The organism is Pseudomonas parasichuanensis (assembly GCF_021601385.1).
GTDB classification, from domain to species: domain Bacteria; phylum Pseudomonadota; class Gammaproteobacteria; order Pseudomonadales; family Pseudomonadaceae; genus Aquipseudomonas; species Aquipseudomonas parasichuanensis.
In genome coordinates this window covers 143312-168008 of sequence record NZ_BQHO01000001.1, presented here as the reverse complement: position 1 = coordinate 168008, position 24697 = coordinate 143312, and the positions used below count along the sequence as shown (strand labels likewise).

Sequence of the window (24697 nt, the reverse complement as noted above, 5' to 3'; positions counted from 1 at the left end):
CGATCATGCCCAAGCCCATCCTGCTGGTCGAAGACAACCCCAGGGACCTGGAGCTTACCCTGCTGGCGCTGGAGCGCAGCCAGCTGGCCCATGAGGTGGTCGTGCTGCGCGACGGTGCCGAGGCCCTGGACTACCTGCTGCGGCGCAATGCCCACGCCGAGCGTGAAACGGGCAACCCGGCGGTGATGCTGCTGGACCTCAAGCTGCCCAAGGTCGATGGCCTGGAGGTGCTGGCCCAGGTACGCGCCCACCCGCAGTTGCGCACCCTTGCGATCATCATGCTGACCTCTTCCCAGGAAAAGCCCGACCTGCAGCGTGCCCACGAGCTGGGGGTCAGTGCCTACCTGGTCAAGCCCGTGGAGTTCAAGGACTTCGTCAGCGCCATCGCCGGCCTCGAAGTGTTCTGGGCGGTGCTCGACAAGCCTGCGCCCGGCATCCCATGCCTGAACCCTGGCAGCAACCACTGAGGCCGGCATGATGCAGCAAACGCCATTGAAATTGCTGATGGTCGAAGACAGCAGCATGGATGCCGAACTGATCCTGCTGCGCCTGGAGCGCAGTGGGTTGCAGGTGCAGCCACGGCGGGTGTTCGAGCACGTCGGCACTGCACTGGCCCTGGGCGAAGAGCGCTTCGACCTGATCCTCTGCGACTGCGTGCTGCCGGGTTCCTCCGGTGCCGAGGTACTGGCCACCGCCCAACGCCTGGCGCCGGACGTGCCGTTCATCTTCCTCTCCGGCATCTATGGCGAAGAGCACGCGGTGGAGATGATCCGCCTGGGCGCCACCGACTACGTGCTGAAGAAGAACCTGCCACTGCTGCCCAAGGCCGTACACCGGGCGTTGGGTGAAGTCCAGGAACGTCAGCGCCGACGCCGTGCCGAAGAAGCGCTGGCGGAAGTCGAAGCGCGCGCGCGCATCGCCATCGATGCCGCTGGCATGGGGACCTGGGACTATCGCCCGCAAGATGGCCAGATGAACTGGGACGAGCGCTGCAAGCTGCTGTTCGGCCTGCCGGTCGACAGCGCCATGAGCCTTGAGCTGTTTTATGCCGGCGTTTACCCCGACGACCTGCCGCACGTGCGCGCGGCGGTCGAGCAAGCGATGCGCCCGGACAGCGGCGGCCGTTATCGGGTGGAGTTTCGCATCCACCAAGCGGATGGCCTGGAACCCCGCTGGCTGCTGTCCAGCGGCCAGACTCATTTCGTCGACGGGCAGTGCGTACGCTTCACCGGCGTGCTGCAGGACATTCACCAACAGCGCCAGGCTACCCGCACCCTGGAACAGCTCAACGCAATGCTCGGTGAGCGCGTTGAACGCCGCACCCGCGAACGTGACCGCGCCTGGGAGCTGTCCCAGGACTTGCTGGCGGTACTGAACAAGGACCTCACCCCCGTGGCGCTGAACCCGGCCTGGGAAGCCTGCCTGGGCTTCAGCCGCGAACGCCTGGGGCAGATCTCGCTGCTGCAGTTGCTGCCCGAAGCCGAACAGGACGCCTTGCTCACAGAGCTCGCCACGTTGTCGCTCGGGCGCAGCAGTGCCCGTTTCGTCGGGCGCATCATGCACGCCAGCGGCCAGCAGCGCTGGCTGTCCTGGGTGGTGGTGGCGGACGACACCCTGCTGCATGTGGTGGCCCGCGACATCAGCAGCGAACGCGAAGCCGCTCTGGACCTGGCCAACGCCAACGAACGCCTGCGCGAACAGATCGCCGAACGTGAGCGCGTAGAGGCCGCGCTGCAGCAGATGCAGCGGCTGGAGGCTGTCGGCCAGCTCACCGCCGGGGTGGCTCACGACTTCAACAACTTGCTGACGGTCATTCTCACCGGCGCCAGCTTCCTGCAAAGCGAGCTGGACAACGGCCGGATGGACAGCGCCGGCAAACGCCTGCAAAACATCCGCGAAGCCGGCGAGCGCGGCGCCAAGCTGACCGCGCAACTGCTGGCGTTCTCGCGCAAGCAGCGCCTGGAACCGGTGCCACTGAACCTCAACCGGACCCTGGCCGGGCTGGAAGAATTGCTGCGACACACCCTGGGGGGCAGCATCTCGGTTCGCCTGGAGCTGGACACCCAGCTGTGGCAGGCGCTCACCGACCCGACCCAGACCGAGATGACCATCCTCAACCTGGCGATCAACGCCCGTGATGCCATGCCCAGCGGAGGCCAGCTGATACTGGCCACCCGGAACACCCATGTCAGTACCACCCCGAGCAACCCGCAAGACCCGGAGCCAGGCGACTACGTGCGGCTGAGCATTCGCGACACAGGGTGCGGCATGAGCGAAGAGATCGCGGCCAAAGTGTTCGAGCCGTTCTTTACCACCAAGGACACCGGCAAGGGTTCGGGGTTGGGCCTGGCCCAGGTGTTCGGCTTTGCCAAGCAGTCCGGTGGTGGCGTGGGCCTGGAGACCGCACCTGGGCGCGGCACCCAGGTCAGCGTCTACTTGCCGGCCATTCGGGCGCAGGCCAGCGCCAGCCCGCCGGACCCGTTCAGGGCGCGCAGCCAATTGGCCGATGGCGGCAACCGCCACATCCTGCTGGTGGACGACGACCATCTGGTACGTGAATTGATCGGCGACGTGCTGCGCCGCCTGGGCTATGAGGTGCGCGAGGCGCACAGCGGCGAACAGGCCCTGGCCCAGCTCGACGTACGCACCGACCTGCTGCTCACCGACTTCGCCATGCCCGAGTTCGATGGCGCGCAACTGGCCCTGGCGGCCCGAGAACGTTACCCGCAGCTGCCGGTGGTGTTTCTCACGGGGTACGCCGAGCTTGAGGACATGGAGCTGCCCAACAGCCTGGTGATCCAGAAACCAGTGCACGAGCACGTGCTGGCCCTGGCACTGGCCGAGCTGCTGGAAAACCGGGGGACAGAAACGAAAAAATCGCCCTGAGGCGATAGCGAGATACTGCTTGGAGATAGAGAAAATGGCAGGGGCGGCTGGATTCGAACCAACGCATGGCAGGATCAAAACCTGCTGCCTTACCGCTTGGCGACGCCCCTGTATCGGATATGACAAGTGACTGATGCACTGTCGATCTGATCATTCACCGCGCTTGTTGCTGTGCGGGAATGGCCGGCACTTTAACAGCGTTGTTTGCAGGTGGGAAGCTTTTTTTTGAAAAAAAACGCTGGAAAACAGCAGGTTAGTAAAAATCGCCCGTTTTGCCTGGCCTGACCGTGAGCAATCGCCTGCACTGGCCTCATCGCCGGCAAGCCGGCTCCCACAGCCTAGGGCTTACGCATTCTCTGTAGGAGCGGCCTTGTGCCGCGAAAGGGCTGCACAGCGGCTCTCGGTTTTCAGCATCACGGCAAGAATCGCCAGGGTTGCTGCACAGCCCTCTTGCGACGCAAGGCCGCTCAGCTATTGTGCAGTCCATGTGTGGGGCTTGCGGGCGATGAGGTCGGCATTCATCAGACCTGATCACCCGTCGTTTTCCGCCTCGCGCGAATACATCTCACTTCCCCCCCATTTCAATCAGATAATCCCCACTTTTAGCACACAGGGCATGGTCGGCTACTGATAAATCTGCCAGGTGACAGGCATGCGCTATTGAAGTGCACTAAGCACTCCGTAAATTGGAGTACATAGACATGCACACCGCCAAACAAGCGTGGACTCGTATCGACCTATCGCTACCCACCGATCAGCCCGTTGAAATTATTGCCCGACCACCTTACTTAGTGGGAGGCTTTTTCTATAGTTCGATGGCAACTATAACTGCAGCAGGCAAACATCAAGTGCTCGTAACCAAGCATACGCAAGATGGTCAGATCGTCACAGCGTTTGGTGCGCAAGGCACCGCGTACATCACCATACCGGAGGGACATGGTGCTTGGTTCTGCTTTGTCGAAAGCGGCGATTATCTGACCTGTGGGGTTGCACTTCGCGAAATTGCAAAATTTTCCATTTTCCGTTTGAACAAAAACACGGGATTGTTGGATCCAGGTTTCGGCAACCAGGGTTTCAAAGTCATCGCTTACCCTGAAGAACCCGGTATGGTGAACGAAGAGGAGCGTAATGACAGCGCAGCAGGATATGCCGGTAGCGTCCCTCAGTTCCCCGATGGGAAGTTACGCCAAGCGGTAAACTCTGGGCTCGCACAGTTTGATCTGAAAGGGAACCTCGACACTACATTCAATGAAGTAGGCATGCGCAGATACTTCGTAAGGAACGGTCATAGGTTGTTAACCATGGGGGTGGCTGCCCGGTACAACGCCACCAAACATGATGGATTCTATTACCATGGGTATTACCGATATCTTGGCGATGATGTTCAAGGCTGGGTTGGCGCGATAGATAAAAACGGTGCCGTGATCTCCAGTTTTGGCGATGAAGGCATATGGATTGCCACACGTCTACCCGGACATCCCGACACGGCCCATATCAACGTCCACTCCGTCGTGCAGGCGCACGGTGCAATCTACATCGTGGGTAATGTTGCAGATAGCGGGTTCTTGCTACGCCTGAACCTGGACGGCACCGTCGATCAAACATTCAATGGCGGCAATGCGAGACTATTCCAGCGAGCTGAGTTTGACCGCAGCGTAGCGTTCGCAGTCACGCCCGACAAACAAGGTGTGCTGGTAGGCGTTCAACATACGCTCCCCTTCCAAGATGAGCCCACCGCGATCGTACGGCTGGATGCGAGCGGGGAAATTGATACAACGTTCGGAAGCAACGGTTGGTTGCTGACCCCTCCCATGCCCAAGTGCATCACGCTGTTGGTTCTTGATTACAACGATCAGTCGACCATCGAGCTGAGAGGGTACGGGTTGATTGCCCGCCATCCCCACTGATTCCACCAAACTCTGCCTGAGCCCAAACAGGTTGTTCGGTTCAGGCAGTTCTGCAAAGTACCGACTCTTCCACAGGGTGCTCTCTCATTTCCCTCCTCCCGATTGCTTGTCATCTCTGTATTCGTGCAAGCTGGATGTTCCCTTCACTCCCAAGGAACGCACCTCTTGCCCCGCTGGTCTCCCTCTTATATGCGACAACTGAACCAGCGCCTGCAGACCTCCAGGCGACAACCTTGTGCGCTTCTGGCCCACTTCCAAGCCAAGGCCGCCGAGCGCAGCTACACCCTGAGCGACGGCCAGTGCCGGGTGATCGAGGCCATGGCCGCGCAGCTGGCGGCGCTGGACGACGGGCAACCACGCAGCCTGTACCTGCATGGCTCGGTTGGCCGCGGTAAGAGCTGGCTGCTCGACAACTTCTTCGAGGCGGTACCGGTGGCGCAGAAGCGCCGCCTGCACTTTCACGACTTCTTCGCCCGCCTGCACCAGGGCATGCACCGCCACCGGGCACTGGACGATGCCATGGGGGCAACCCTCGACGAATTGCTGGGTGACGTGCAGGTCCTGTGCTTCGATGAGTTCCACGTGCACGACATCGGCGACGCCATGCTGCTGACCCGGCTGTTCAATGCCTTGTTCGAGCGCGGCATCTTGCTGCTGGTGACCTCCAACTACGCGCCCGAGGGGCTGCTGCCCAACCCGCTCTACCACGAACGCTTCTTGCCGGTGATCCGCCTGATCAATGGCCGCATGCAGGTGCTGGAAGTGGGTGGCGACACCGATTTTCGCAGCCTGCCGGCCAACCGTGAGCACCAGTGCTTCACCCAGGGGCACTATGTCTGGCCGGGGGATGCGGCGCAGCGCCACGGCCTTGACCTGCCCACCCGGCAGCCAGTCACGCTGCAGGTCAACAACCGGCCATTACGGGCCCTGGCGGTGGATGGCCGACAGGTGATGTTCAGTTTCAACGGGTTGTGCGAACAGCCCACCGCTGTGATCGACTACCTGGCGCTGGCCGAGCAATACGATCAATGGATCATCGATGGGCTGGACGACCTGGCCGAATGTTCGCTGGCGGCGCAGCAACGCTTCGTCAACCTGGTGGATGTGCTGTATGACCAGGACCGCCAGCTGACGGTGATCGGCCAGCGGGCCCTGGAGGAAAGCTTGGGTGGGGCAATTGCCGACCTGATGCGTACCCGCAGCCGGCTGGGGCAGTTGCATCAGGTGGGGCCACAAAATAGCCCATCCTGAAAGGGCCTCATCGCTGGCAAGCCAGCTCCCACAAAAATCAGGCAATTGCACGCGATAATGTGGGAGCCGGCTTGCCGGCGATGGCGTCATCTGGGTAAGCGCATCACCCCGCCCTTGGCAGATCCGCCAACACCCCCTCGATCTCACCCAACACCGCCGGATCATCCAGCGTCGACGGCGGCACATAATCCTGCCCATCGGCAATCTTGCGCAGCACCGCGCGCAGAATCTTGCCCGAGCGGGTCTTGGGCAGGCGCTTGACCAGGCGCACCCGGTTGAAACAGGCGAGCGCACCGATATGCTCGCGCACACTGGCCACCAGTTCCCCCTGCAACTGCGCCTCGCCGATGCCCTGGCCGTCCTTGAGCACCACCAGCGCCAGCGGCACCTGGCCCTTGATTTCGTCGTGCACACCGATCACCGCGCATTCGGCCACCGCCGGGTGGCGGGCTACCAGGTCCTCCATTTCGCCGGTCGACAATCGATGCCCCGAGACGTTAATCACATCGTCGGTACGGCCCATGATGTAGACGAAGCCGTCGTCATCCAGGTAGCCACCGTCACCGGTGTGGTAATACCCCGGGTAGCTGTGCAGATAGGCCTGCAGGTAACGCTCGTGGTCACCCCACAAGGTCTGGCTGCAACCCGGCGGCAATGGCAGGGCAATGACGATGGCGCCCTGCTGGTTCGGCCCCAGCGGCTTGCCATCGTCGTCCAGCACCTGTACGTGATAACCCGGCACCGCACGGTTGCTCGACCCTGGCCGGGCGGCACTGCCTTCAAGCCCCACGCAGGGCGCGGTGACCGGCCAGCCGGTCTCGGTCTGCCACCAGTGGTCGTGTACCGGTTTGCCACTGACCCGTTCCAGCCACTCATGGGTGCTGGAGTCGAGCTTTTCACCGGCGAGGAACAGTTGCCGCAACGAACCCAGGTCATGGCGGCGGATCAGCTCGCCCTCCGGGTCTTCCTTGCGGATCGCGCGCATGGCGGTTGGCGCACAGAACAGTGCGTTGACCTTGTATTGCTCGATAATCCGCCAGTACGCCGCGGCGTCCGGCGTACGGATCGGCTTGCCCTCGTAGAACACCGTGGTGCAGCCACTCATCAAGGGCCCGTAGACGATCAGCGAATGGCCAACCACCCAACCCACATCGGAAATGCCCCACCACACATCGCCCGCCTGCATGCCATAGATGTGGCGCATGGCGTAGCACAGGGCCACCGCGTTGCCGCCGTTTTCACGGACGATGCCCTTGGGTTTGCCGGTGGTGCCAGAGGTATACATGATGTACAGCGGATCGCCCGCGTCCAGCTCGACCGGGGCTACAGGTTCGGCACCGGCCAGCGCCTGCTGCCAGTCCAGGTCGCGCCCCGGCTGCAGCTCTGCACGCGCCTGCTGGCGCTGCAGCACCAGCACATGTTTGGGTTGATGGCGGGCCAGTTGCAGGGCACGGTCGACCAGCGGCTTGTATTCGATCACCCGGTCGAACTCCAGCCCGCAGGAGGCAGTGAGCAACAGCGCTGGCCGGGCATCATCGATACGCAAGGCCAGTTCGTTGGCGGCAAAGCCGCCGAACACCACCGAATGCACCGCACCGATGCGCGCACAGGCGAGCATGGCCATGGCCGCCTGGGGCACCATCGGCATGTAGATGATCACCCCATCGCCCTTGCCCCCCCCCAGCGTGCGCAGCAGGCCGGCCAGGCGCGCCACTTCGTCGCGCAGCTGATGGTAGGTGAACGCCTGCTGCACACCGGTCACCGGCGAGTCGTAGATCAGTGCCAACTGCTCGCCCCGGCCCTGCTCGATCTGATGGTCGAGGGCCAGGTGGCAGCTGTTCAGGCGGCCGTCGGCGAACCAGCGGTGGGTGCCGTCGGGGTTCTGCTGCAGGGTGAGCGTTGGCTTGCGCTGCCAGGCCAGCGGGTCGGCCTGAGCCTGCCAGAAGGCCGCAGGGTCGGCGATGGAATGGGCGTAACTGTGCTGATAGGTCATTGGTTCGCAACCCGGTACTTGTTGTTATTGAAGGGCGAAGCTTGAGTATGGACCGGCGCCACTCGCCCGCCACCGGACTTAAGTCGCAACCCATATGCAGATTTGCACGGTGCAACCCCGTAGAATGGCCAGCCCCTCGACAGCAGAGCCTTGCATGCATACCCTCGACGACCTGCGCGCCGGCCGCCTGCGCGGCATCACCCGCCTGAACCTGAACCAGGGGCTGGGTGAATTTCCCCGAGAGATCTTCGAACTGGCTGACAGCCTGGAAGTGCTCGACCTCAGCGACAACGTGCTGACCGAGCTGCCTGACGACCTGTATCGGCTGACCCGGTTGAAGGTATTGTTCTGCGCCAACAACCGCTTTATCCGCATACCCCCTGGCATCGGACGCTGCCAGGCGTTGGAAACCGTGGGTTTCAAGAGCAACCGCATTGAATACGTCGATGCCCAGGCACTCCCCCCGCGCTTGCGCTCGCTGGTACTTACCGACAACCGCCTGCAGCAGTTGCCGGACGCCTTGGGTGACTGCCTGCACCTGCAAAAACTGATGCTCGCCGGCAACCGCCTCACGCAGCTGCCCGAGGGCCTGGCCCGCTGCGAACGGCTGGAGCTGCTACGCATCGCCAGCAACCAGCTGAGCAACCTGCCCGACTGGCTGCTGCGCCTGCCCAGCCTGGCCTGGCTGGCCTATGCCGACAACCCGATGACGCGCGGTTTCGGCCCACCCGAGGTGGACGGCCACTGCCCGAGCATTCGCTGGCAGGACGTGCAACTCGAAGAAGAACTGGGACGCGGCGCTTCCGGGCTGATCCACCGTGCCTACCGCCAGGGTCATGACAGCCCGGTGGCCGTCAAGCTGTACAAAGGTGCAATGACCAGCGACGGCTCGCCCCTTGCGGAAATGCGCGCCTGCATCGCCGCCGGCGATCACCACCAACTGGTGGGCCTGATCGGCCGTATCGACGACCATCCCCAGCAATTGCCGGCACTGGTGATGCAACTGATCGACCCGACCTGGCGCAACCTCGCCGGGCCGCCCAGCCTCGACAGCTGTACCCGCGACCGTCACCCAGAGGGCCGCCAGCTTGCGTTGCCCGTGGTACGCCGTCTGGCCAGCAGCATCGCCTCGGTGTGCGCGCACCTGCACGCCCGTGGCCTGAGCCACGGCGACCTGTACGGGCACAACATCCTGTTCGCCGAGGACGGCCAGTGCCTGCTGGGTGACTTCGGCGCCGCCTCGTTCCACCCGCTGGATGCAGGACCACAGGCCAACGCCCTTGAACGCCTGGAGGTGCGGGCCTTCGGCATCCTCGTCGAAGAGCTGCTCACGCAGTGCCAGGAGGGCGATGCATCGCTGCACCAACTGGCCCGACGCTGCCAGCACCCCGACGTGGCGACTCGCCCTTCGTTCAGCGCGCTGTCGGCATTGCTGGCAGGCTGAGCGCACGCCTGGCCAGGCGCCGGTAGGCGATGGCCAGGCCGGCGAACCACAGCGGCATCGCGTACAGCGCCATGCGCGTGTCCGGCTGCAGTGCCAGCAGCACCAGCACGAACAGCAGGAACGCCAGGCTCAGCCAGGCCATCGGCACCCCGCCGGGCAGGCGGAAACTGGCCCGGGCGTGACGCTCGGGATGGCGCCGGCGGTAGCCCAGGTAGGCCACCAGGATGGTCGACCAGGTGTAGATCACCAGCACCGCCGACAGGCTCGACACCAGGGTGAACACCGTCATCACCTCGGGGAAGATGAACAGCAGCAGCACCCCCAGCAGCATCAACAGGCACGAGAAGCCCAGGCTGGCCAACGGCACGCTGTTGCCCGACAGGCGTCGGAACACACCGGGCGCCTGGCTGCGCTCGGCCAGGCCGAACAGCATGCGGCTGGTGGAGAACACGCCGCTGTTGGCCGACGAGGCGGCCGAGGTCAGCACCACGAAGTTGACGATGCCCGCCGCCGCCGGGAAACCGGCCAGCAGGAACAGCTCGACGAACGGGCTGCGGTTGGGCGCGACCTTGGCCCACGAGGTGACGGCAATGATGCAGGCCAGTGCCACTACGTAGAACAGGATGATGCGCACCGGGATGGCGTTGATCGCCTTGGGCAGGCTGCGCCGCGGGTCGCGGGTTTCGGCGGCGGTGGTGCCGATCAGTTCGGTGCCGGCGAACGAGAAGATGGCGATCTGGAAGCCCGCGAAGAATCCACTGAGTCCATGGGGAAACGCCGCTTCCGGCTGCACCAGGTGCGACAGCGAAGCGGTCACCCCGGTGGGCGACACGAACGCCGTGGCAATCAGCACCAGGCTCACCGCGATCAATGCCAGCACGGCGATGATCTTGATGATCGCGAACCAGAATTCGACCTCGCCGAATGCCTTCACCGTCAGCACATTGAGGGTGAACAGGGTGACCAGCATCGCCAGTGCCGGTGCCCAGGCGGGTGCCCCGGGGAACCAGTACTGGAAGAAGCCGCCGACCACCACCGCATCGCCGACCACCGCCACGCTCCAGCTCAGCCAGTACGACCAGCCCAGGAAAAACGCCGCGCGCGGGCCGATATAGGCACCGGCGAAGTCGGCGAACGACTTGAAGTTGAGGTCCGACAGCAACAGCTCGCCCATGGCGCGCATGACGAAGAACAGGAAGAAGCCGATGATCATGTAGACCAGCAGGATCGAGGTGCCGGACAAGGCGATGACCTTGCCCGAGCCCATGAACAGGCCGGTGCCGATGGCGCCGCCGAGGGCAATCAGCTGGATATGGCGGTTACTCAGGGTGCGTTGCAGGTGGCGGCCGCCTGGGGCTGCCGGGGATTCAGGCTGCATGGGGAAACCTCTGGGATTGTTGTTGGTGTTTTCGAGGCAGTTTTGAAACTTGTGTGGCCGTGCTGGCCCAATCGCTGCGGTTCGCCGCAGCGATTGGGCCAGCACGGCCTTAGCCACGGGCTTCTTCGAACCCGGTCAGCACGTTCACCGCATTGATGCCGATCTCATCGACCATGTAGCCGCCCTCCATGACGAACAGGGTCGGCACGCCCACGGCGGCGATCATCCGGCCCATGGCCAGGTAGTCCGGGCTGTCGAGCTGGAAGTGGCTGATCGGGTCGTCCTTGAAGGTGTCCACGCCCAGTGACACCACCAGTACCTCGGGCGCATGGCGGCGCAGGCGTGCACAGGCCTGCTCCAGGGCCTGCTGGTAGGCCGCCCAGCGCGTGCCCTTGGGCAGTGGCAGGTTGAGGTTGAAGCCCTCGCCCGCGCCTGCGCCAACCTCGTCGGCGTAGCCGCAGAAGTACGGGTAGGAGTCCGCCGGTTCGCCGTGGAGCGAGACGAACAGCACGTCCGGGCGGTCGTAGAAAATGGTCTGAGTGCCGTTGCCGTGGTGGAAGTCGACGTCCAGTACCGCGACCTTGGTTGCCCCACGGGTCAAGGCATGCTCGGCGGCAATCGCGGCGTTGTTCAGGTAGCAGTAACCGCCCATGTACTCGCGGGCGGCGTGATGCCCCGGCGGGCGGCACAGGGCGAAGGCGGCCTGCTGGCCCTGGTCGAGCAGTTCGAGGCCGGTCAGCGCCAGGTCGGCGCTGGTCTTCACCGCCCGCCAGGTGGTGGCGGTGATCGGCGCCCCGGCGTCCATGGCGAAGAACCCGAGCTGGCCATCGATATGCCGGGGGACCCGCTCGCCGGCCAGGTCGCGTACCGGCCACACCAACGGCAGCGCGTCATGGCTGCGGCCCAGGGCGGTCCACTGCTGCCAGGCGGTTTCCAGGAAGTGCACGTAACGCTCGCTGTGGGCCTTGACGTAGCAGGCCCGGTCGAAGGCCTGCGGCGAGACGATATCGCCGAGGCCGACCGTGCGCACCCGGTCGTACACGGTGTCGGCGCGGCTGGGTTGTTCGAACGATGGCTTGAGCACGCCATCCTTGAGCTCTGTGCCATGGTGCAGGCGGTGGTTGGCGCTGAAGACGGTCAACATGGTGGCGAAGCCTGTGTGGTGGTTGGTTGACCACTAGGCTATTGCGCAGGCGCTGGGCGTTCTTTGCTTTATTGACTCGCAATGTTAGCTTTTCGAGTCTGTTATTTCAGGACTGGCACCCATGGCGAAAAAATTATCCAAGCAGGTCACCCTCGACGACACCGACCGTGCCCTGCTCGCCCTGCTGCAGGCCGACGCCAGCCTGTCCAACGCCGAGTTGAGCGAGCGCCTGTCGCTCAGCGTCACGCCCTGTTGGCGCAGGCGCAGGCGCCTGGAAGAGGAAGGCGTGATCCGCGACTACCAGGCCAACCTCGACCGCCGCCTGCTGGGCCTGGAGATCCTTGCCTTCGTCCAGGTGCGTTTCGCCAGCCACGGCGACAAGGCGCCGGACGACTTCGAGGCGGTGGTGCGCGCGCTGCCCGAGGTGGTCGCCTGCCACAAGATCACCGGCGATGCCGACTACCTGCTGCAGGTGCTGGCCGAGGACCTGGACAGCTACAGTGAATTCATCGAACAGGTGCTGCGCCGGCAGCTGGGGATCGCCTCGATCCAGTCGAGCCTGGCGCTGCGCGAGGTGAAGGCCAGCACGCGGGTGGCGATACCTGAGGGCTGATGGCGATGGACCAAGCCACTTCACCGCCCCATTTCGGTGCAAAGCCTCTAGACTAGGCGCCCTTCCCGCCACAGAGCAGCGTCATGGACATCGATCAGGCCCGAACCTTCCTGGAAATCGTGCGTTGCGGCAGCCTGGTCGCCGCCGCCGAGCGCCTGTTCGTGTCGCAGACGGCCATCAGCGCGCGGGTGCAACGGCTGGAACAGCAACTGGGCTGCCAGCTGTTCGTACGCAGCCGCAACGGCGCCAGCCTGACCAGTGACGGCGAGGCCTTCGTCACCTACGCCAACCAGCTGGTGCAGACCTGGGAAGCCGCGCGCCGCGACCTGCCGCTACCCCAAGGCTGCCAGCAGGTGCTGCATGTTGGGGGCGAGGTGAGCCTGGGCAACCCGATGATGCTCGACTGGGTCAGCGCCCTGCACCGCGAACTGCAAGGCCATGCCATCCGCAGCGAGGTGAGCGACGGCGAGTCGCTGCTGCGCAAGGTGGAGATGGGCCTGCTCGACGCCGCGCTGGTGTACCAGCCGACCTACGGCCCGGGCCTGCAGGTGGAGCAGTTGATGGAAGAGAAGCTGATCCGCGTGCGCCGGGTGGACCGGCCCGAGCCATACATCTACATCGACTGGGGCGAGGCCTTCCGCCGCCAGCACGACGCCGCCCTGCCCGACCTGTCACGCCCGGCGCTGAGCTTCAACCTCGGGCCGCTGGCCCTGCAGTTCATCCTCGACCAGGGCGGCAGCGGCTACTTCCGCACGCGGGTGGTGCAGGCCTACCTGCAAAGCGGGGTGTTCGAGCGGGTGCCCGAGGCACCGGAGTTCACCTACCCGACCTTCCTGGTGTACGCCCGCGAACGCGACAGCGAGGCCCTGCAGCAGTCGTTCGATGTGTTGCGCCGGTTGGTGGCTGCCGGCGAAAGCGACTGGTCACAGCGCTGGGACCCGCTGATCTGAAACCCTGACAGCGGTATTGAGCAAATGGCGCTTGAGGCCGGCGATCAGGTCGGTCTGGGTAATCACCCCCACCAGGCTGTCGCCGTCGAGCACCGGCAGGCAGTGCAGGCCCTGCTCGCTGAGCAGTGGCAGCAGGCGCTCCAGCGGGTGCTGGCTGCTCACACTGACGACGCGCCGGCTCATGACCTGCTCCAGGCGCACGGTGTTGCGGCGGAACACGCCACGCCAGCTGAAGCGGCCCCGCGCCATGGCCGCGCCGACCAGGTCGCTGAGGCTGACGATGCCCACCAGGCGGCCGTTGTCCAGCACCGGCAGGGTTTTCAGGTGGTGGCTGGCGAGCATCTTCCAGGCCTGATCAAGGCTGGTGCGCGGCGTGGCCGACTGCACGTCGCGGGACATTACCGAGCCTGCGGTGATGCCGCCAAGGCTGCGTTGCAACGCATGCTGCTCGGTGGCCAGGATGATCCGCGCAAGCTCCTCGCGGGTCACGTCGACGAATTCGCCGATGTCTTCCAGGGCCTGGTCCAGGTCGTCGGCGTTGATGCCCACGCGCTCGCCGGGCAGCGGGTCATGGGTGTGGTGCAGGTCTTTGCGCGGCGCCGCGCCCTTGGGGTAACGCACGCCGGTGAGGCGGTTGTAGGCCACCGCGACAGCCACCAGGATCAGCGCATTGAGCAGCACGGGCTCAAGCATATGGTCACCCATCGCCACCAGCCCCGGGTCGGCCAGCACCGCGCTGACCGCCACGCCGCCGCCCGGCGGGTGCAGGCAGCGCAGCAGGCACATCACCAGGGTGGCGAGCGCCAGCGCGGCGGCGGCCACCCACAACCCGTCGCCGAAGCCGTGACGCATGGCCAGGCCCACGGCGCCGGCCAGCGCATAACTGCCCACCACCGGCCATGGCTGGGCCAGCGGCCCGGAATGCACGGCGAACACCAGCACCGCCGAGGCCGCCAACGGGCCGAGCAGGTGCAAGGCAATCGACGGGCCGTAGGCCAGGCTGCACAGATAGCCGGCGAGGAACAGGCCGAGCAGCGCGCCAAGGCCTGCGCGCAGCCATTCTTTGGGGGGGATGTTCAGGGGCGCCGGGAGCAGGCGCTGAAAACGGTTTTCGGGGCGAGAGGCAGGCATCGAAGTAATGGAATCGTGTTTTTTTGATTTAAAAGAAAGCCCAGTGCATGTGCTCCTGGGCCCGGTATTGCAGAGGCAATAGCGCAAGGGGCTCCGTCCGTGGAGAGATGGAAACCGGAGGGTTTCGTGGAGGGATTGTGCCGGGCGGGGGTGTTTGACTGCCAATTCAAAAAACTGCGGCTGTACTGCAATTTTTTTGCAGGGTTGATCTGCTTCCTGTTCTGGCCCGTTCGCTTTGTGTAGGAGCGGCCTTGTGCCGCGATAGGGCCGCGCAGCGGCCCCAGCAATCTGCGCGGTGACCCTCTGAGATCCTGGGGCCGCTGCGCGGCCCTATCGCGGCACAAGGCCGCTCCTGCAGGCGGCGGGGCTCAACGCCCCTTGCGCGGCAGGTCAATGCTCACCCGCAAGCCGCCCTGCGGGCTCTCCAGCAAGGCGATGCGCCCACCCCAGGCATCGACGATATCGCGCACGATACCCAGCCCCAGGCCATGGCCATCGACCTGCTCGTCCAGCCGCGAACCGCGCTCGAGCACCTGCAGGCGCTGCGACTCGGGAATGCCGGGGCCATCGTCGTCGACCCACAGCTGGTAGCCCTCCGGGGTCGCCGCCATGCCCACGCGCACCTCGCTGTCGGCCCATTTGCAGGCGTTGTCCAGCAGGTTGCCAAGCAACTCCAGCAGGTCTTCGCGATCCCACGGCAACAACAGCCCGGGCGGTACGTCGCGCGCCAGCAACAGCCCTTCGCCATGGATCATCCCCAACGTCGCCAGCAACCCCGGCAGCTCGGCATCGCAGTCGAACTGCGCGCCAGGCAGCGCATCCCCGGCCAGGCGCGCACGGTTGAGTTCACGGGCCAGGCGCTGCTGGATCTGCTGCAGCTGCTCGCGCATCTGTGCGCGCACCTCGGGCAGTGCCTGCAGGCGCTCGCTGGCGGCCAGGCTGAGCAGCACCGCCAGCGGCGTCTTCAGCGCATGCCCCAGGTTGCCCAGGGCATTGCGCGAGCGGCGCAGGCTGTCTTCGGTGTGGTTGAGCAGGTGGTTGATCTGATCCACCAGCGGCTGCAATTCGCTGGGCACCTGGGCATCCAGCTGCGAGCGCTGGCCCTGCTGCAACTGGGCGATCTGCTGGCGGGCGCGCTCCAGCGGGCGCAGTGAGCGGGTCACGGTAATGCGCTGCAGCACCAGCACCAGCAGCAATGCCACCAGGCCCATGCCCAGGCCGATCTGCTGCATGCGCCGGAAACCCTCGCGCACCGGCGAATAGTCCTGGGCCACGCTGATCGAGATGTCCTGGCCCAGGCGCCGGTAGTCACCGCGGTAGGCCAGCAGTTGCTGGCCCTCGGGGCCCAGCTCATGGCCGTCGTCCAGCCCGGGCTTGGCGGGCTTGGGCATGTCCAGGTCCCACAGCGAGCGCGAGCGCCAGGTGCCCTGGTCGAAATCGATGCGGAAGTAGTAGCCCGAGAAGGGGCGCTGGTAGGCCGCCGATATGCGCCGCTCGTCCAGTTGCAGGCCGGACGGCCCGCGCACCAGCGCCACGAGCAGGTTCTCGCTCTCTTTGCGCAGGCCGGTCTCCAGGTAACGCTGCAGGCCGGCCTCGAACAGCCACAGGGTGAGTTGCGCAAACGCCAGGCCCACCACCACCAGCACCGCCACCAGCCCCAGGCTCAAACGCGCCTGGATCGACTTCACGCGCCGCTCCCGGCGTACACGTAGCCCTGGCCACGGCGGGTTTCGATCACGCTGCGCCCGAGCTTGCGGCGCAAGTGGTTGACGTGCACTTCAAGCACGTTGGAATCACGTTCGGTCTCGCCGTCGTAGAGGTGCTCTGCCAAGTGGCCCTTGGACAGCACCTGGCCTGGGTGCAGCATGAAGTAGCGCAGCAGGCGGAACTCGGCGGCGGTCAGCTGGACATCGACACCTTCACGGCTGACGCACTGGCGCGACTCGTCCAGGTGCAGGCCGGCGGCTTCCAGCTTCGGCTGGTTGGCCAGGCCCTTGGCGCGGCGCAGCAGGGCCTGGATACGCAGTTGCAATTCCTCGGGGTGGAAGGGTTTGCTCAGGTAGTCGTCGGCGCCGGCCTTGAGGCCTTCGATCCGCTCGGCCCACGAGCCGCGCGCGGTGAGGATCAGTACCGGGGTGGCGAGGTTGGCCCCGCGCCATTGCGCCAGCACCTCAAGCCCAGGTAACCCCGGCAAACCGAGGTCGAGGATGATCAGGTCGTACGGCTCGCTCTGGCCCTGGTACACCGCGTCGCGGCCATCGGCCAGCCAGTCCACCGCGTAGCCCTGGCGCTGCAGGCTTGCAATCAGTTCATCGGCCAGGGGCACATTGTCTTCGACCAGCAACAGGCGCATTCAGTCGTCTTCCTCGTCTTTGAGCAGCTCGCCGGAACGGGCGTCGAGCTTGATTTCGCGCACCACGCCCTGGGGGGTCAGCAGCTCGACTTCGTATTCATAGCGGCCGTGCTTTTCTTCCAGCTCCGCCTCCAGCAGACGCGCCCCGGGGTAACGCCCCAGGGCGGTCTCGAGCAATTGCTCGAAGGGCAGGATGATGCCCTGCTGGCGCAGCGCCAGGGCCTCGTCCTGATCCAGGTCGCGGGCGGCGGCCAGCGAGCACATGCCGAGCAAGGCCAGGGCCAGGCAGCGCGCCGCCTGCGGTAGTGCGTTCATCAATTGTCCCGCGCGTCCTTCAGCACTTCACCGGTCTTGGCGTCCAGGTCGACGTCCCATTCGACGTTCTGCGCATCGCGCAGCTCGACCTTGTAGATGTAGCGGCCGTATTCGTCCTCGAGCTCGGAGTCGGTGACGGTGGCACCGGGGTGCTTGGCCACGGCGGCGGCCTTGAGCTCGTCCAGCGACTTGATGGTCTTGGCGTTCACCAGCTTGACCACTTCATCGGGCTGCACGTCCTTGGCGAAGGCGGCGTTGGCACCCATTGCGAGGGCGGCGGCGGTGAACAGGGCAGTCAGGGTTTTCATGGGGGTCTCTCCTTGGAGATGAGCAAGTTGTCTACGCAAACAAGACTAACCGGGGGTCCTTAATCCAACCTGAATACAGCTGGCCGCATGATAGCGCAGATGATGCCCTGCAACGTTCGTGGGGCAGGCTTGCCCCGCGATTGGGCCTATACTGCGCGCCTGCCCCGGCTAGAGACCCCCGATGACCGCCATCCACATCAAATACCCCGCCCTGACCTTCAAGGCCGGCCAGCGCGCCCTGCGGCAGATCCGCGAGCGCGGCCTGCAGGCGGCCGATGTCGGTGTGCTGCCCGGCGCCGCTGGCGGCCCCAAGCCGCTGGGCATCCAGGGCCTGGACCTGGCGCTGTTCGGTGAATGGCTGCCCACCGCTCCACGCCAGCGCGCGCTGATCGGCGCGTCGATCGGTTCCTGGCGCTTCGCCAGCGCCTGCCTCGACGACCCGGTGGCCGGCCTGCGCCGCCTGGGCGAGCTGTACACCGAGCAGGACTTTGCCAAAGGCGTCACCCCCAGGCAGATCAGCCAGAGCAGCCAACGCATGCTCGACGACCTGCTGCAGGGCCGCGACGGGCAGATCCTCGGCAACCCGCATTACCGCCTGAACATCCTGGTGGTCAAAAGCCACGGCCAGCTCGCCCACGACCACCGTGGCCGCCTGGGCCTGGGATTGTCTTCGGTGATCGCCAGCAACCTGCTGGGCCGTGCGCACCTGGGCCGGCATTTCGAACGGGTGATCCTGCACGACCAGCGCGCCGCGCCACCGCTGGACGCACTCACCGACTTCCCTTCGCGCTACTTGCCGCTGGACCTGGCCAACCTGCGCCAGGCGCTGCTCGCCTCGGGCTCGATCCCCATGGTCATGGAGGGTGTACGCGACATCCCCGGCGCCGGGGCCGGCACCTACCGCGACGGCGGCCTGCTCGACTATCACCTGGACCTGCCCTACCAGGGCGACGACCTGGTGCTCTACCCGCACTTCACCGACAAGGTGGTGCCCGGCTGGTTCGACAAGGCCCTGCCATGGCGCAAGGGCGACGCCACGCGCCTGCAGAACGTGCTGCTGATGACCCCGTCGCCGCAATACCTGGCCGCCCTGCCCTACGGCAAGCTGCCCGACCGCAATGATTTCAAATGCTTCATGGGCGATGCGCCGAGCCGCAAGCGCTACTGGTACAAGGCCATCGCCGAGAGCCGGCGCCTGGGCGACGAATGGCTGGAACTGATCGCCACCGGGCGGTTGCAGGATCGGTTGCAAGCCTTGTAGCGGGCATGCTGGTAGACTGCGCGCATCATTGATACACACAGAGTCCTGACATCTTGGAAATCTTCAAGGAATTCACTTTCGAATCGGCCCACCGCCTGCCCCACGTCCCCGATGGGCACAAGTGCGGCCGCCTGCATGGCCACTCGTTCAAGGTTGCCCTGCACCTGACCGGCCCGCTCGACCCGCACACCGGCTGGATCCGCGACTTTTCCGAGATCAAGGCGATCTTCAAGCCGATCTACGAGCAGTTGGACCACAACTACCTGAACGACATCCCCGGCCTGGAAAACCCCACCAGCGAAGTGATCGCCAAGTGGATCTGGGACCAGGTCAAGCCGCTGCTGCCGGAGCTGTCGAAGGTACGCATTCATGAAACCTGCACCAGCGGGTGTGAGTACACCGGCGACTGATTCGATCGCTTCACTGGCCTCTTCGCGGGTAAACCCGCTCCCACAGGTATCACGCCGTCCTTGAGGTCAGCGCAGTTCCTGTGGGAGCGGCTGTTCGCCGCAGCGATTTACCCGCGAAGGAGGGAGCAAAGCTTCAGCCCTGCCCATTCGCCAAGGCATCACGCAAGAAACTCGGGGCGATATAGCGCTGGTAATGCGCCTCGGACAGCAAGAAGAACTCGCGATCGATGGCATCGCGCAGTTGCGGCAGGTCCCAATCGCGAAACTCCGGCAGCAACGCCATCCCGTAGGCCTCCACATCGCGGATCATCCGCGCGCCCCGGGCGATCAGCTGGTAAGCCCAGCAATATTCCGACTGCTGCACGACAAAGCGGATCGAGCGCTGCTCCAGTTGCTGGCGCAGCAGGCCTTTGTCGAACACTTCCAGCTTGGCCATCATCACCTGCACCAGCAGTTGCTCCAGGCGCAGCCACACGGCGCGCTTCTGCTCGTCGTCGTAGCCGTTCCAGTGGATCACTTCGTGGTGAAAACGCTTGCAGCCACGGCACACCAGGTCTCCATACACCGTGGAGCACAGGCCGACGCAAGGGGTCTTGATGGACTGGTTGGTCATTGGAAAACAACAGCTTGAAGGCGGAACACCGGCTCATGTTAGCCCTTTGTCTAACCAGGGTCACTCGTTAAAGTCATCTTCGCCGCCTTACCTTCGCCGTTTTTTTGCCGTAGAATCACTCCGCCTTTTCAAGGCAACAATGTCCGTTGGAAGCTGTTTTCAAAGCGTCACGAGCACAGTTGATCCGGTAGAACGGCGTTGGCCCGGGCCATGCATCCCTCGCATGCCCGTGCCAGCCCTCATCAGCCTCCCGTTCTACAGGCGTAAAACTTTGAAAGCAGCTTCTGTAAGGATTCTTTGCGACCCTGGCGGTGCGACTCAAAAAGTCGGCGCTGCGCATGGGTGCTTTGAATGCTGGATGAGCGTCCCGGACTCCCTTTAGGGACCACTGATGAGGGTAATAACTGTGCTTGAAGCCTACCGCAAACACATCGAAGAGCGTGCCGCTCTGGGTATCGTGCCCCAGCCGCTGAACGCCGAACAAACCGCAGGCCTGGTCGAGCTGCTGAAAAACCCGCCGGCCGGCGAAGAAGCCTTCCTCGTAGACCTGATCACCAACCGCGTTCCGCCAGGGGTGGACGAAGCCGCCTACGTCAAGGCCGCGTTCCTCTCCGCCATCGCCAAGGGCGAAGCCAAGTCGCCACTGCTCGACCGCAAGCGCGCTGCCGAGCTGCTGGGCACCATGCAGGGCGGCTACAACATCGAGACGCTGGTTGCGCTGCTGGATGACGCCGAACTGGGCGCCGTCGCGGCCGAACAGCTCAAGCACACCCTGCTGATGTTCGATGCCTTCCACGACGTGGCCGAAAAAGCCAAGGCGGGCAACGTCCACGCCAAGGCCGTACTGGAATCCTGGGCTGCCGGCGAGTGGTTCACCTCGCGCCCTGCCATCGCCGACAAGTACACCCTGACCGTGTTCAAGGTGCCTGGCGAAACCAACACCGACGACCTGTCCCCTGCCCCGGACGCCTGGTCGCGCCCTGACATCCCGCTGCACGCCCTGGCCATGCTGAAGATGGCCCGCGACGGCATCGAGCCTTCGCAGCCTGGTTCGGTCGGCCCGCTGGCCCAGATCGAAGCGGTCAAGGCCAAAGGCCACCCGGTTGCCTACGTCGGTGACGTGGTCGGTACCGGTTCCTCGCGTAAATCCGCCACCAACTCGGTGCTGTGGTTCTTCGGCGACGACATCCCGTACGTACCGAACAAGCGCGCTGGCGGCTTCTGCTTCGGCACCAAGATCGCCCCGATCTTCTACAACACCATGGAAGACGCCGGCGCCCTGCCGATCGAATTCGACTGCACCAACCTGGCCATGGGCGACGTCATCGACGTCTACCCGTTCAAGGGCGAAGTGCGCCGCAACGGCAGCGACGAGCTGGTCACCAGCTTCGAGCTGAAAACCGAAGTGCTGCTCGATGAAGTCCGCGCTGGCGGCCGTATCCCGCTGATCGTCGGCCGTGGCCTGACCGAAAAAGCCCGCGCCGAGCTGGGCCAGGGTCCATCCGACCTGTTCAAGAAGCCCGAGCAGCCTGCCGCTTCGACCAAGGGCTTCACCCTGGCGCAGAAGATGGTCGGCCGTGCCTGCGGCCTGCCGGAAGGCCAGGGCGTGCGCCCAGGTGCCTACTGCGAGCCGAAGATGACCACCGTCGGCTCCCAGGACACCACTGGCCCGATGACCCGCGACGAGCTGAAAGACCTGGCGTGCCTGGGCTTCTCCGCCGACCTGGTGATGCAGTCGTTCTGCCACACCGCCGCGTATCCGAAGCCGATCGACGTCAACACCCACCACACCCTGCCAGACTTCATCCGCACCCGTGGCGGCGTGTCGCTGCGCCCAGGCGACGGCATCATCCACAGCTGGCTGAACCGCATGCTGATGCCTGACACCGTCGGCACCGGTGGCGACTCGCACACCCGCTTCCCGATCGGCATCTCGTTCCCGGCCGGTTCCGGCCTGGTAGCCTTCGCTGCTGCCACCGGCGTCATGCCGCTGGACATGCCAGAGTCGATCCTGGTGCGCTTCAAGGGCAAGCTGCAGCCTGGCATCACCCTGCGTGACCTGGTTCATGCCATCCCTTACTACGCCATCCAGAAAGGCCTGCTGACCGTCGAGAAGAAGGGCAAGATCAACGCCTTCTCCGGCCGCATCCTGGAAATCGAAGGCCTGAACGAGCTGACCGTCGAGCAAGCGTTCGAACTGTCCGACGCCTCGGCCGAACGTTCCGCTGCCGGCTGCACCATCAAGCTGCCAGAGAAGGCGGTTGCCGAGTACCTGCAGTCCAACATCACCCTGCTGCGCTGGATGATCGGCGAAGGCTACGGCGATGCCCGTACCCTGGAGCGTCGCGCCCAGGCCATGGAAGCCTGGCTGGCCAAGCCTGAGCTGCTGGCTGCCGACGCCGACGCCGAATACGCCGAGATCATCGAGATCGACCTGGCCGACGTCAAAGAGCCTGTGCTCTGCGCGCCGAACGACCCGGACGATGCCCGCCTGCTGTCTTCGGTACAGGGCGAGAAGATCGACGAAGTGTTCATCGGTTCGTGCATGACCAACATCGGCCACTTCCGCGCTGCCGGCAAGCTGCTGGACAAGGTCAAGGGCGGTATCCCTACCCGTCTGTGGCTGGCTCCGCCAACCAAGATGGACGCCCACCAGCTGACCGAAGAAGGCTACTACGGCATCTACGGCAAGGCCGGTGCGCGCATGGAAATGCCAGGCTGCTCGCTGTGCATGGGTAACCAGGCACGTGTGCAGACCGGTTCGACCGTGGTCTCCACCTCGACCCGCAACTTCCCGAACCGTCTGGGCGACGCCACCAACGTGTACCTGGCCTCGGCCGAGCTGGCTGCAGTGGCTTCGATCATCGGCAAGCTGCCGACCGTCGAAGAGTACATGCAGTACGCCAAGGACATCGACAGCATGGCTGCCGACGTCTACCGCTACCTGAGCTTCGACCAGATCGCCGAGTTCCGCGAAGCGGCCGCCAACGCCAAGATCCCGGTGGTTCAGGCGTAAGCAGCTGAAAGTGGTAAGTTACAAGCGGTAAGAAGAAGCCCCGGTAGCGATACCGGGGCTTTTTTTGTTAGAACTGCCGGCCTCATCGCTGGCAAGCCAGCTCCCACAGGATCGCGCAGTGCTCAAGGTCTGCGCCAAACCTGTGGGAGCTGGCTTGCCAGCGATGAGGCCGCAACAGGCAGCCTCAAATCACGAACAGATCGACAAACCTGTGCACCGGCATGCCCTCCAGCTTCGCCTGGTCCTTGCACAACGCCACGATTTCCTCACAGCGCTGACGCACGAACCGCGTCGCCAGGTTCGCCCTGAACTTGGCCTCCAGCAATGGCAGCCCCTCCTCCCGCCGGCGGCGATGGCCGATCGGGTACTCCACCACCACCTGCTCGGTGTGGGTGCCGTCCTTGAAGAACACCTGCACGGCATTGGCGATCGAGCGCTTGTCGGCTTCCAGGTATTCGCGGCTGAAACGCGGCTCCTCGACCACCTCCATCTTCTCGCGCAAGCGGTCAATGCTCGGGTGGGCGGCGTGGAAGCTGTCTTCATAGTGCTCGGCCACCAGGTCGCCGAAGATCAGCGGCACCGCGGTCATGTATTGCAGGCAATGGTCACGGTCGGCAGCGTTGGCCAACGGGCCTTCCTTGGAAATGATGCGGATCGCCGACTCGTTGGTGGCGATAACGATGCGGTCGACCTCGTGCAGGCGGTTGCGCACCTGCCGGTGCAGCATCACCGCCGCCTCACAGGCGGTCTGGGCATGGAACTCGGCGGGGAAGCTGACCTTGAACAGGATGTTTTCCATGACGTAACTGCCGAAGGGTTGCGGCAGGCGCAATTCACGCTGGGCCTCTTGCTTGAGGGCCAGGTCCTTGTTGCTGTGGCTGAACGAAACATCGTAAAAGCCCCACTGCGCGGCGCTGAGCACACCCGGGATGCCCATCTCACCGCGCAGGGCGATATCGGCCAGGCGCACACCCCGGCTGGAAGCGTCCCCCGCCGCCCACGACTTGCGCGAGCCGGCATTCGGCGCATGGCGGTAGGTGCGCAGGGCCTGGCCATCGACAAACGCGTGGGACAGTGCCGACAGCAACTGATCGCGGTTGGCGCCCATCAGCTTGGCGCACACCGCCGTCGACGCCACCTTGACCAGCACCACATGGTCCAGGCCGACCCGGTTGAAAGCATTCTCCAGCGCCAGCACGCCCTGGATCTCATGGGCCATGACCATGGCCTCAAGCACATCGCGCATGGTCAGCGGCGCTTCGCCGCTAGCCACGCGCTTCTGCGACAGGTGGTCGGTGACCGCAAGGATGCCGCCCAGGTTGTCCGAAGGATGGGCCCATTCGGCGGCCAGCCAGGTGTCGTTATAGTCCAGCCAACGGACAATGCAGCCAATGTCCCAGGCAGCCTTGACCGGGTCGAGGCGGTAGGAAGTACCGGGTACGCGAGCACCATTGGGGACCACCGTGCCTTCCACCAGCGGGCCGAGCAGCTTGGTACATTCGGGGAAACGCAGCGCCAGCAGGCCGCAGCCGAGGGTGTCCATCAGGCAGTGGCGGGCGGTATCCAGGGCTTCAGGGGATTCGACGCGGTAGCCGAGCACGTAGTCGGCGAGGGTCTGCAGGACCTGGTCGTAGTCGGGGCGGGTGTTCGGATCAGCGTTGGCGCTCATTTGCGGCTCCTTTGGAACCGGGGCTGCTTTGCAGCCCATCGCTGGCAAGCCAGCT

20 protein-coding genes and 1 tRNA gene are annotated in these 24697 nt (G+C 64.6%); 10 read left to right on the top strand and 11 right to left on the bottom strand.

Features of this window, described 5'->3' with window-relative positions; all coding sequences use genetic code 11:
• Positions 1–5: 5 nt before the first annotated feature.
• A complete protein-coding gene (locus tag L6D77_RS00795; protein WP_232879878.1) occupies positions 6–467 on the top strand; it encodes a response regulator in 462 nt (153 codons plus the stop codon).
• Positions 468–477: 10 nt separating this feature from the next.
• On the top strand, positions 478–2886 hold the full coding sequence (locus tag L6D77_RS00790; protein ID WP_232880181.1) for a response regulator: 2409 nt from the start codon (positions 478–480) through the stop codon (positions 2884–2886).
• A gap of 35 nt (positions 2887–2921) precedes the next feature.
• Here L6D77_RS00790 and L6D77_RS00785 read toward each other — a convergent pair.
• Positions 2922–2996 (bottom strand) — tRNA-Gln (locus tag L6D77_RS00785).
• Between the two features lie 591 nt (positions 2997–3587).
• On the opposite strand from L6D77_RS00785, the gene L6D77_RS00780 reads away from it, so the two are divergent.
• Complete coding sequence (locus L6D77_RS00780; protein ID WP_232879879.1) at positions 3588–4793, top strand: NHL repeat-containing protein; 1206 nt, start codon at positions 3588–3590, stop codon at positions 4791–4793.
• A gap of 189 nt (positions 4794–4982) precedes the next feature.
• Positions 4983–6044 carry a cell division protein ZapE gene (gene zapE, locus L6D77_RS00775; RefSeq protein ID WP_373870552.1) on the top strand — a complete coding sequence of 354 codons (1062 nt, stop codon included), beginning with the start codon at positions 4983–4985 and terminating at the stop codon, positions 6042–6044.
• A 103-nt stretch (positions 6045–6147) separates the two neighbouring features.
• On the opposite strand, the gene L6D77_RS00770 is transcribed toward zapE, so the two are convergent.
• Positions 6148–8037 (bottom strand): propionyl-CoA synthetase, encoded by a 1890-nt coding sequence (locus L6D77_RS00770; RefSeq protein ID WP_236169941.1) that lies wholly within the window; start codon positions 8035–8037, stop codon positions 6148–6150.
• Between the two features lie 154 nt (positions 8038–8191).
• Here L6D77_RS00770 and L6D77_RS00765 point away from each other — a divergent pair, with 154 nt between their 5' ends.
• Positions 8192–9481, top strand: a complete 1290-nt coding sequence (locus tag L6D77_RS00765) for a leucine-rich repeat-containing protein kinase family protein (protein WP_232879881.1) — start codon at positions 8192–8194, stop codon at positions 9479–9481.
• On the opposite strand, the gene L6D77_RS00760 is transcribed toward L6D77_RS00765, so the two are convergent.
• Together L6D77_RS00760 and L6D77_RS00755 are read right to left on the bottom strand one after the other, a co-directional pair.
• Entirely contained in the window at positions 9450–10859 is a 1410-nt protein-coding gene (locus L6D77_RS00760; RefSeq protein WP_232879882.1) for an amino acid permease, read from the bottom strand. The two genes, L6D77_RS00765 and L6D77_RS00760, sit on opposite strands and share 32 nt — an antisense overlap.
• Before the next feature lie 109 nt (positions 10860–10968).
• The gene (locus tag L6D77_RS00755) at positions 10969–12003 is read right to left on the bottom strand and encodes a histone deacetylase family protein (RefSeq protein WP_232879883.1); all 1035 of its coding nucleotides are present in this window, start codon (positions 12001–12003) and stop codon (positions 10969–10971) included.
• A 121-nt stretch (positions 12004–12124) separates the two neighbouring features.
• Here L6D77_RS00755 and L6D77_RS00750 point away from each other — a divergent pair, with 121 nt between their 5' ends.
• Positions 12125–12616: an Lrp/AsnC family transcriptional regulator gene (locus L6D77_RS00750; RefSeq protein WP_232879884.1), complete on the top strand. Its 492-nt coding sequence runs from the start codon at positions 12125–12127 to the stop codon at positions 12614–12616.
• Positions 12617–12699: 83 nt separating this feature from the next.
• Complete coding sequence (locus L6D77_RS00745) at positions 12700–13566, top strand: LysR family transcriptional regulator (RefSeq protein WP_232879885.1); 867 nt, start codon at positions 12700–12702, stop codon at positions 13564–13566.
• Here L6D77_RS00745 and L6D77_RS00740 read toward each other — a convergent pair.
• The 5 genes from L6D77_RS00740 to L6D77_RS00720 all read right to left on the bottom strand — a co-directional run bounded on the left by L6D77_RS00740 (position 13540) and on the right by L6D77_RS00720 (position 17673).
• A complete protein-coding gene (locus L6D77_RS00740) occupies positions 13540–14697 on the bottom strand; it encodes an HPP family protein (protein ID WP_232879886.1) in 1158 nt (385 codons plus the stop codon). The genes L6D77_RS00745 and L6D77_RS00740 overlap by 27 nt on opposite strands.
• A 368-nt stretch (positions 14698–15065) precedes the next feature.
• Positions 15066–16385, bottom strand: coding sequence for a sensor histidine kinase (locus L6D77_RS00735; RefSeq protein ID WP_232879887.1), 1320 nt, complete (start codon positions 16383–16385; stop codon positions 15066–15068).
• Positions 16382–17050, bottom strand: coding sequence for a response regulator transcription factor (locus L6D77_RS00730; protein WP_232879888.1), 669 nt, complete (start codon positions 17048–17050; stop codon positions 16382–16384). The genes L6D77_RS00735 and L6D77_RS00730 overlap by 4 nt, the downstream gene beginning before the upstream one ends.
• Positions 17051–17365 (bottom strand): PepSY domain-containing protein, encoded by a 315-nt coding sequence (locus L6D77_RS00725; protein ID WP_232879889.1) that lies wholly within the window; start codon positions 17363–17365, stop codon positions 17051–17053.
• The gene (locus L6D77_RS00720) at positions 17365–17673 is read right to left on the bottom strand and encodes a PepSY domain-containing protein (RefSeq protein ID WP_232879890.1); all 309 of its coding nucleotides are present in this window, start codon (positions 17671–17673) and stop codon (positions 17365–17367) included. Before L6D77_RS00720 ends, L6D77_RS00725 begins: the two co-directional genes overlap by 1 nt.
• A gap of 181 nt (positions 17674–17854) precedes the next feature.
• Between L6D77_RS00720 and L6D77_RS00715 the strand changes: the two genes are divergently transcribed.
• Together L6D77_RS00715 and queD are read left to right on the top strand one after the other, a co-directional pair.
• On the top strand, positions 17855–18934 hold the full coding sequence (locus L6D77_RS00715) for a patatin-like phospholipase family protein (protein WP_232879891.1): 1080 nt from the start codon (positions 17855–17857) through the stop codon (positions 18932–18934).
• Between the two features lie 53 nt (positions 18935–18987).
• A complete protein-coding gene (queD, locus tag L6D77_RS00710) occupies positions 18988–19344 on the top strand; it encodes a 6-carboxytetrahydropterin synthase QueD (protein ID WP_232879892.1) in 357 nt (118 codons plus the stop codon).
• Between the two features lie 133 nt (positions 19345–19477).
• Here the strand turns inward: queD and L6D77_RS00705 are convergent, their stop codons facing one another.
• On the bottom strand, positions 19478–19957 hold the full coding sequence (locus L6D77_RS00705; protein ID WP_232879893.1) for a DUF1289 domain-containing protein: 480 nt from the start codon (positions 19955–19957) through the stop codon (positions 19478–19480).
• A 406-nt stretch (positions 19958–20363) separates the two neighbouring features.
• On the opposite strand from L6D77_RS00705, the gene acnB reads away from it, so the two are divergent.
• Positions 20364–22973 (top strand): bifunctional aconitate hydratase 2/2-methylisocitrate dehydratase, encoded by a 2610-nt coding sequence (gene acnB, locus L6D77_RS00700; protein ID WP_232880189.1) that lies wholly within the window; start codon positions 20364–20366, stop codon positions 22971–22973.
• Positions 22974–23157: 184 nt separating this feature from the next.
• Here the strand turns inward: acnB and prpD are convergent, their stop codons facing one another.
• The gene (prpD, locus tag L6D77_RS00695) at positions 23158–24642 is read right to left on the bottom strand and encodes a 2-methylcitrate dehydratase (protein WP_232879894.1); all 1485 of its coding nucleotides are present in this window, start codon (positions 24640–24642) and stop codon (positions 23158–23160) included.
• Positions 24643–24697 lie beyond the last annotated feature (55 nt).